The sequence below is a fragment of the Streptomyces sp. SID13726 genome (assembly GCF_010548375.1).
Taxonomy (GTDB): Bacteria; Actinomycetota; Actinomycetes; order Streptomycetales; family Streptomycetaceae; genus Streptomyces.
On the sequence record NZ_JAAGLY010000827.1, the window covers coordinates 1 to 390 of the forward strand.

Annotated in this window: 1 protein-coding gene; it reads left to right on the forward strand. The window is 72.1% G+C overall.

From position 1 onward, the window contains the following. Positions 1-109: 109 nt before the first annotated feature. Positions 110-390, forward strand: a 281-nt coding sequence (locus tag G3I78_RS50525) for an MFS transporter (RefSeq protein WP_164437400.1), incomplete at its 3' end; no start/stop codon positions are given.

The following is a 390-nucleotide window of genomic DNA, read 5'->3' on the forward strand; positions in this document are numbered from 1 at the left end:
CGACGACGGCAACAGCCGCATCTCGTACGCCGACTACGCGATCGCCTTGGCCGACACGATCGAGAGCGGCACCGCGATCCGCCGCCGCATCACCGTGGCGTACTGAGCCATGAGCAACGACGCCGCCGGCCGCCAAACCCGATTCATCGTCCTGCTCGCAGCGCTCGTGGCCCTGGGACCACTGTCCATCGACGGCTACCTGCCCGGACTGCCGGCTCTCGCCGGCGACCTGCGCGCCAGCGCCGCGGCCACCCAGCTCACCATCACCGCCTGCCTGGCCGCGCTGGCCATCGGGCAGCTGATCGCCGGGCCGTTGAGCGACACCTACGGCCGGCGGCGTCCGTTGCTGGCGGGCCTCGCCCTCTACACGATCGCCAGCGCGCTCTGCGC